This is a genomic window from Actinomadura roseirufa (genome assembly GCF_900659635.1).
GTDB lineage: Bacteria > Actinomycetota > Actinomycetes > Streptosporangiales > Streptosporangiaceae > Spirillospora > Spirillospora roseirufa.
This window is the reverse complement of sequence record NZ_CAACVB010000299.1, coordinates 1-8,374: the sequence shown is the minus strand read 5'-3', so window position 1 is coordinate 8,374 and position 8,374 is coordinate 1. Positions and strand designations below refer to the sequence as shown.

Sequence of the window (8,374 nt, the reverse complement as noted above, 5' to 3'; positions counted from 1 at the left end):
CCGAGATCTACACTCTTTCCCTACACGACGCTCTTCCGATCTCCCGCGGAGCGGTCCCGTTCCGCATCGGCCGCCTGAGACGCGCGCGGGCCCGGCCCGGGGCGCCCCCGGGCTGGGCCTGCGCGGAAAAGGTCGATCAGAACGACTCGACGGCGCGGCGCGCCTCCGGGTCGAGGACGCCCCAGGTGATGAGCTCCTCCGTGAGCTCGGTCGGGGACTTGTCATAGATGACCGCCAGGGAACGCAGGTCCTCCTGGCGAATGGACAGAACCTTTCCGTTGTAGTCGCCCCGCTGGCTCTGGATCGTCGCGGCGTAACGGGCGAGAGGACCGGCCTTGTCCTTCGGAAGCTGCTGCAGCCGCTCGAGGTCGATCACGAGCTTGGGCGTAGGCCCGAGCGGGCTCGGCGCGGCACCGCCGGGCAGCAACTCGGAGACCGGCACGCCGTAGAAATCGGCGAGCTCGGCCAGCTTCTGAACGGTGACGGCGCGGTCGCCCCGCTCGTACGAACCCACGACGACGGCCTTCCAGCGGCCGCGGGACTTCTCTTCCACGCCGTGCAGGGACAGGCCCTGCTGGGTGCGGATGGCGCGCAGGCGCGCGCCGAGAGCCTTAGCGTATTCAGACGGCATGATGCGGCCCCCCAGGCTCACTTTCGTCGTCGTTGCCCCCGGCGGGTGCCGAGGGGAGACAGGTGCGCGAAGCCATTCGGCCTCAGGAGTCTGTCCCTAGGGATGGTTACGGACAGTGACGGTAAAACGGGGACGGCCCGAGGTCAAGCCGATTGGAAAAAAGCGGTCGAATCCGCAGGTCTCGATCCGGGGCGTCCGGATCGCCAGGAAGTCCCGCAGGCACGGCGTGCCGGACGTGTCACGGACCGGTCCCGGCCACCCGGCGCCCCTCCGATGTGACCCCTCTCACCAGGCAAGACGCGGAGCGGCCCGGGGCGGGGCGGAGGGCGTCTGCTGCTACGGTGTGGGGGACAAGGCGTCCTTTAAGACCCGTCCTGTGAGGCGGGAAAGGAGGTTTCGGTGGTGAATGCTGCCTCCCGGCCGGACGGGCCGGCGGAGGCGCGCGTGGCAGACGGTGACCCCCGGCCCAAGGCCGTTCTGGAGGAACCGGACATCCGGCGCGCGCTGACGAGGATCGCGCACGAGATCCTCGAACGGACCAAGGGCGGGCACGATCTCCTGCTGCTCGGCATCCAGACCCGCGGGGTGACGCTGGCCGACCGGCTGGCGGGACTCCTGCGCGAGGTCGAGGGACGTCCCGTGCCCTGGGGCTCCCTGGACGTGACCATGTACCGCGACGACCTCCGGATGCGCCCCGCGCGCGCTCTCGGCCGCACCGAGCTGCCCGCGGACGGCGTCGACGACCGGGTGGTCGTGCTCGTCGACGACGTGCTGTTCTCCGGCCGGACGGTCCGCGCCGCGCTGGACGCGGTGAACGACCTCGGCCGTCCCCGCTCGGTGCAGCTCGCCGTGCTGGTGGACCGCGGGCACCGGGAGCTGCCGATCCGCGCCGACTACGTGGGCAAGAACCTGCCCACCTCGATGCGCGAGACCGTGAAGGTCCTGCTGGCCGAGAACGACGGGCGCGACGCCGTCCTGCTCGGCCCGACGGGGGGAGCCAAGTGAAGCGCCATCTCATCTCGGCGGCCGACCTGACCCGCGAGGACGCGCTGCTCGTGCTGGACACGGCCGAGGAGCTCGCGCAGGTCGCGGGCCGCTCGATCAAGAAGCTGCCGACGCTGCGCGGGCGGACGGTGGTCAACCTGTTCTTCGAGGACTCCACCCGGACCCGCATCTCGTTCGAGGCGGCGGCCAAGCGGCTGTCCGCCGATGTGATCAACTTCTCCGCCAAGGGGTCCAGCGTGTCCAAGGGCGAGAGCCTGAAGGACACCGCGCTGACGCTGGAGGCGATGGGCGCCGACGGCGTGGTCATCCGGCACGGCGCCTCGGGCGCGCCGCACCGGCTGGCGGGCTGGGTGCAGGGCAGCGTGGTGAACGCCGGGGACGGCACGCACGAGCACCCGACGCAGGCGCTGCTGGACGCGTTCACGATGCGCAAGCGGCTCGGCGACCTGGAGGGCCGCAGGGTCACGATCGTCGGCGACGTCCTCCACAGCCGGGTGGCACGCTCCAACGTGCTGCTGCTGAACACCCTCGGCGCGGACGTCACGGTGGTGGCGCCGCCGACGCTGCTGCCCGTCGCGATCGACACCTGGCCGTGCTCGGTGTCCTACGACCTGGACGGCGTGCTCCCCAAGAGCGACGTCATCATGATGCTGCGCGTCCAGCAGGAGCGGATGAACGCCGCCTACTTCCCGACCGTCCGCGAGTACAGCCGCCGCTACGGCCTGGACGGGGAGCGCATGGCCGCGCTGCCCGAGCACGCGATCGTCATGCACCCCGGCCCGATGAACCGCGGCGTCGAGATCGCCGCCGAGGTGGCCGACTCGGTCCGCTCCACCATCGTCGAGCAGGTCGCCAACGGCGTCAGCGCCCGGATGGCCGTGCTCTACCTGCTGCTCGGAGGCTCCGAGCCCGCCATCGGCAAGGAGACCCCATGAGCCACCTGATCAGGAACGCGCGCGTCCTCGGCGGCGCGCCCGCCGACCTCCTCGTCCGCGACGGCGTGATCGTCGAGGTCGGGCCGGGGCTGGCCGCCGGGGACGCCGAGGTCGTCGACGCCGCCGGGCTCGTGGCGCTGCCGGGCCTGGTGGACCTGCACACCCACCTGCGCGAGCCGGGCCGCGAGGACGCCGAGACCGTGGAGTCCGGGACGCGGGCCGCGGCGATGGGCGGCTACACCGCGGTCCACGCGATGGCCAACACCGACCCGGTCGCCGACACCGCGGGCGTGGTCGAGCAGGTGTGGCGGCTCGGCCGCGAGGCCGGGTACTGCGACGTCCAGCCGGTCGGGGCGGTCACCCGCGGGATCGCGGGCGAGCAGCTCGCCGAGCTCGGCGCGATGGCCGACTCCGCCGCCGGGGTGCGGGTGTTCTCCGACGACGGGCACTGCGTCTCCGACGCGGTGATCATGCGGCGGGCGCTGGAGTACGTGAAGGCGTTCGACGGCGTCGTCGCCCAGCACGCCCAGGAGCCGCGGCTCACCGAGGGCGCGCAGATGAACGAGGGCGCGATGTCGGCGGCGCTCGGGCTGCCCGGCTGGCCGGCGGTCGCCGAGGAGGCGATCATCGCCCGGGACGTGCTGCTGGCCCAGCACGTCGGGTCCCGGCTGCACGTGTGCCACGTCTCCACGGCCGGCTCCGTGGAGATCATCCGGTGGGCGAAGAGCAAGGGCTGCCCGGTCACCGCCGAGGTGACCCCGCACCACCTGCTGCTCGACGACGGGCGCGCGGAGTCCTACGACCCGATCTACAAGGTCAACCCGCCGCTGCGCACCGCCGACGACGTCACGGCGCTGCGGCACGCCCTCGCCGACGGGACGATCGACTGCGTCGCCACCGACCACGCCCCCCACCCGGTCGAGGCCAAGGAGACCGAGTGGGCCGTGGCCGCCATGGGGATGATCGGCCTGGAGACGGCGCTGCCCGTCGTCCAGGAGGCCATGGTCGAGACCGGCCTGCTGGACTGGGCCGGCGTCGCCGACCGGATGTCGGCCGCCCCCGCCCGTATCGGCCGCCTCTCCGGACAGGGTCGTCCGCTGGAGGCGGGCTCGCCCGCCAACATCACGCTGTACGACCCGTCGCCGCGCCGCGCGGTGGATCCGCTGGCGATGACCTCCAAGAGCCGCAACACCCCGTTCGCCGGGCTGGAGCTGCCCGGGCGGGTCGTGGCCACGTTCCTGCGCGGCAAGCCGACCGTCCTGGAAGGGAAGCTTCAATGAACCCTGCTCTGCTCGTTCTGGAAGACGGCAGGGTGTTCCGTGGGGTCGCGTACGGGGCTGAAGGGGAGACCTTCGGCGAGATGGTCTTCAACACCGGCATGACCGGTTACCAGGAGACGCTCACCGACCCCTCCTACGCCCGGCAGATCGTGGCCATGACGGCCCCCCACATCGGCAACACCGGCGTGAACGGCGAGGACCCCGAGTCCCGCCGCGTCCAGGTCGCCGGCTACGTGGTGCGCGAGCCCGCGCGCGTGGCGTCCAACTGGCGGGCGACGGGCTCGCTCGGCGCGGAGCTGCGCGACCAGGGCGTGGTCGGCATCGCCGTTCCCGGGACGCGCGCCCTGACCCGGCACCTGCGGGACAGGGGCGCCATGCGCGCCGGGATCTTCAGCGGGACGGACGCGCTCGCGCCCGGCGAGGGCGCGCTGCTGGAGCGGGTGCGCCACAGCCCGTCCATGGAGGGCTCCGACCTGGCCCGCGACGTGTCGACCCGCGAGACGTACGTGATCCCCGCCCAGGGGGAGAAGCGCTTCACCGTCGCGGCGGTGGACCTCGGGATCAAGGCGATGACCCCGTACCGGATGTCCGAGCGCGGCTGCGAGGTGCACGTCCTGCCCGCGGCCAGCACGACCGCCGAGATCCTCGCGCTGCGGCCCGACGGCGTCTTCTTCTCCAACGGACCGGGCGACCCCGCCGCCGCGGACTACGCGGTGGACGCGCTCAGGGGCGTCCTCGACGCGGGGGTCCCGTTCTTCGGCATCTGCTTCGGCAACCAGATCTTCGGGCGCGCGCTCGGGCTCGGGACGTACAAGCTGCGGTTCGGCCATCGGGGCATCAACCAGCCCGTCCAGGATCGCGGGACCGGCAAGGTGGACGTCTCCGCCCACAACCACGGGTTCGCCGTGGACGCCCCCGTGGACGGCCCGTTCGACACCCCGTACGGGCGCGCCGAGGTCAGCCACGTGAACCTGAACGACGGATGCGTGGAGGGGCTGCGGCTCCTGGACCGCCCGGCGTTCAGCGTCCAGTACCACCCGGAGGCGGCGGCGGGCCCGCACGACGCCGCCGGTCTCTTCGACCGTTTCTGCGAGATCATGGAGGGGTCGAGGTAATGCCGCGCCGTGAAGACCTGAAGTCCGTCCTGGTCATCGGCTCCGGGCCGATCGTCATCGGCCAGGCGTGCGAGTTCGACTACTCCGGCACCCAGGCGTGCCGGGTGCTGCGGGCCGAGGGCCTGCGGGTGACGCTGGTCAACAGCAACCCGGCCACGATCATGACCGACCCGGAGTTCGCGGACGCGACCTACGTCGAGCCGATCACCCCCGAGGTCGTCGAGAAGATCATCGCGAAGGAGCGGCCGGACGCCCTGCTGCCCACCCTGGGCGGTCAGACGGCCCTCAACACCGCCATCGCGCTCTACGAGAGCGGGGTCCTCGCCCGGTACGACGTCGAGCTGATCGGCGCCGACGTCGACGCGATCCAGGCCGGCGAGAACCGCGAGCGGTTCAAGGAGGTCGTCGCCAAGGTCGCGCGCGAGCAGGGCCTGAACGCCGAGTCCGCCCGGTCGGTCATCTGCCACACGATGGAGGACTGCCTGGCCGGGGCGGGCGAGCTCGGCTACCCGGTCGTCGTGCGGCCCTCGTTCACGATGGGCGGCGCCGGATCGGGGTTCGCCCACGACGAGGACGACCTGCGCCGCATCGCGGGCGCCGGGCTCGACGCGTCCCCGACCAGCGAGGTGCTCCTGGAGGAGTCCATCCTCGGCTGGAAGGAGTACGAGCTGGAGGTCATGCGCGACCGCCACGACAACGTGGTGATCGTGTGCTCGATCGAGAACCTCGACCCGATGGGCGTGCACACCGGCGACTCGATCACCGTCGCGCCCGCGATGACGCTGACCGACCGCGAGTACCAGAACATGCGCGACGTCGCGATCGCGGTGATCCGCGAGGTCGGCGTCGACACCGGCGGCTGCAACATCCAGTTCGCGGTGCACCCCGGCACCGGGCGGATGATCGTCATCGAGATGAACCCGCGGGTGTCGCGGTCGTCGGCGCTGGCGTCCAAGGCCACCGGGTTCCCGATCGCCAAGATCGCGGCGAAGCTGGCCATCGGCTACACGCTGGACGAGATCCCCAACGACATCACCCGCGAGACGCCCGCCTCGTTCGAGCCGACGCTCGACTACGTCGTGGTGAAGGTGCCGCGGTTCGCGTTCGAGAAGTTCCCCGGCGCGGACGGCACGCTCACCACCCACATGAAGTCCGTGGGCGAGGCCATGGCCATCGGGCGGTGCTTCACCGAGGCCCTCCAGAAGGCCCTGCGCTCGCTGGAGCAGAAGGGCTCGTCCTTCAGCTGGGCGGGGGAGCCGGACGCCGAGGCCCTCACCGAGTCGGCCAAGCGGCCGCACGACGGGCGGCTCAGGGACGTGCAGCGCGCGCTCTGGGCCGGGGCGAGCATCCAGGACGTGTACACCGCGACCGGCATCGACCCCTGGTTCCTCGACCAGATCGTGGCCGTCAACGAGATCGCCGACGAGATCCGCACCGCCGAGGACGCGCTCACCCGCGACAAGCTCCTGCGCGCCAAGCGGCACGGGTTCTCCGACGCGCAGATCGGTGAGCTGCGCGGGCTGTCGGAGGAGGTCGTCCGGGAACTGCGGCACGCCCTCGGGGTCCGGCCGGTCTACCTGACGGTAGACACGTGCGCGGCCGAGTTCGCCGCGCAGACGCCGTACCTGTACTCGGCCTACGACGAAGAGACCGAGGTGCCCCCCGGCGCCAAGCCCAAGGTGCTCATCCTGGGCAGCGGCCCCAACCGCATCGGGCAGGGCGTGGAGTTCGACTACTCCTGCGTCCACGCCTCGTTCACGCTGGCCGAGGCCGGCTACGAGACCGTGATGGTCAACTGCAACCCCGAGACCGTCTCGACCGACTACGACACCTCCGACCGGCTCTACTTCGAGCCGCTGACGCTGGAGGACGTCCTGGAGGTCGTGCACGCCGAGCAGCAGTCCGGCGAGGTCGCGGGCGTCATCGTCCAGCTCGGCGGGCAGACGCCCCTCGGGCTCGCGCAGAAGCTCAAGGACGCGGGCGTGCCGATCGTGGGCACCTCGCCGGAGAGCATCCACCTCGCCGAGGAGCGCGGCGCGTTCGGCCGCGTCCTGCACAGGGCAGGGCTCCTCGCGCCCAAGCACGGCACGGCCACCTCCTACGAGGACGCCCGCGAGATCGCCGCCGAGATCGGCTACCCCGTCCTCGTCCGGCCCTCGTACGTGCTGGGCGGACGCGGCATGGAGATCGTGTACGACGACGTGACGCTGGAGTCGTACATGGCCAGGGCGACGGAGGCCAGCCCGGAGCACCCGGTGCTGGTCGACCGCTTCCTGGACGAGGCCATCGAGATCGACGTGGACGCCCTGTTCGACGGCGAGGAGCTGTACCTCGGCGGCGTCATGGAGCACATCGAGGAGGCCGGCATCCACTCCGGCGACTCGGCGTGCGCGCTGCCGCCGATCACCCTCGGGCACGACGACGTGCGGCGCATCCGCGAGTCGACGGAGGCGCTCGCCCGCGGCATCGGGGTGCGCGGGCTCATGAACGTTCAGTACGCGCTGTCCGCCGGGGTCCTGTACGTCCTGGAGGCCAACCCCCGCGCGTCCCGGACGATCCCGTTCGTGTCCAAGGCGACCGCCGTGCCGCTCGCCAAGGCCGCGGCCCGGGTCATGATGGGCGCCTCCATCGCGGGCTTGCGCGCCGAGGGGCTCCTGCCGGAGTCGGGCGACGGCGGCACCTTGCCGCTGGACGCGCCGATCGCGGTGAAGGAGGCCGTCCTGCCCTTCGACCGGTTCCGCAACGAGCAGGGCCAGGGCGTCGACACCGTCCTCGGGCCGGAGATGCGCTCGACCGGCGAGGTCATGGGCATCGACGAGGTGTTCGGTACCGCCTACGCCAAGTCCCAGCAGGCCGCCTACGGTTCGCTGCCCACCAAGGGGCGGGCGTTCGTCTCCGTGGCGAACCGGGACAAACGGCACATGGTGTTCCCCGTCAAGCGCCTGGCTGACCTGGGCTTTGAGATTCTTGCCACGGAAGGGACCGCCGAGGTCCTGCGCCGCAACGGCGTGCGTGCCAAGATCGTGCGCAAGCACAGCGAAGGCCCCGGCCCCGCCGGGGAGCCGACGATCGTGCGGCGCGTCCTCGACGGCGAGGTGGACCTCATCGTCAATACTCCCTTCGGCAGCCCCGGCCAGTCCGGGCCCCGGCTCGACGGGTACGAGATCCGTACCGCGGCCGTGCTGCGGGGCGTACCGTGCGTGACGACCGTGCAGGGGCTCGCCGCCGCCGTCCAGGGCATCGAGGCCGTCGCCGGCGGCCAGGTCGGCGTCCGCTCCCTCCAGGAGCACGCCGAGCGGCTCAGCGGCGCGCACGGGCGCACGGGACTGCTGGCGGCCCCGGACGGCGCCGAGCGCGGCGCTGAGGGCCGTCCCGGGGGCGCGGACGGCCCCGGGGAGCCCGCCGGGG

6 protein-coding genes are annotated in these 8,374 nt (G+C 72.0%); 5 read left to right on the top strand and 1 reads right to left on the bottom strand.

What is annotated here, in order from left to right; all coding sequences use genetic code 11:
- Positions 1-136: 136 nt before the first annotated feature.
- Positions 137-631, bottom strand: coding sequence for a transcriptional regulator BldD (bldD, locus tag E1291_RS35695; RefSeq protein WP_030145002.1), 495 nt, complete (start codon positions 629-631; stop codon positions 137-139).
- Positions 632-1,075: 444 nt separating this feature from the next.
- Between bldD and pyrR the strand changes: the two genes are divergently transcribed.
- From pyrR to carB, 5 genes are all read left to right on the top strand, one after another.
- Positions 1,076-1,636, top strand: a complete 561-nt coding sequence (pyrR, locus tag E1291_RS35690) for a bifunctional pyr operon transcriptional regulator/uracil phosphoribosyltransferase PyrR (protein ID WP_242614585.1) — start codon at positions 1,076-1,078, stop codon at positions 1,634-1,636.
- Positions 1,633-2,571, top strand: a complete 939-nt coding sequence (locus E1291_RS35685; protein ID WP_131742473.1) for an aspartate carbamoyltransferase catalytic subunit — start codon at positions 1,633-1,635, stop codon at positions 2,569-2,571. Before pyrR ends, E1291_RS35685 begins: the two co-directional genes overlap by 4 nt.
- Positions 2,568-3,851 carry a dihydroorotase gene (locus tag E1291_RS35680; RefSeq protein WP_131742472.1) on the top strand — a complete coding sequence of 428 codons (1,284 nt, stop codon included), beginning with the start codon at positions 2,568-2,570 and terminating at the stop codon, positions 3,849-3,851. The genes E1291_RS35685 and E1291_RS35680 overlap by 4 nt, the downstream gene beginning before the upstream one ends.
- Positions 3,848-4,966, top strand: coding sequence for a glutamine-hydrolyzing carbamoyl-phosphate synthase small subunit (gene carA / locus E1291_RS35675; RefSeq protein WP_131742471.1), 1,119 nt, complete (start codon positions 3,848-3,850; stop codon positions 4,964-4,966). Before E1291_RS35680 ends, carA begins: the two co-directional genes overlap by 4 nt.
- Positions 4,966-8,374, top strand: a 3,409-nt coding sequence (gene carB, locus E1291_RS35670; RefSeq protein WP_242614584.1) for a carbamoyl-phosphate synthase large subunit, incomplete at its 3' end; no start/stop codon positions are given. The genes carA and carB, both read left to right, overlap by 1 nt.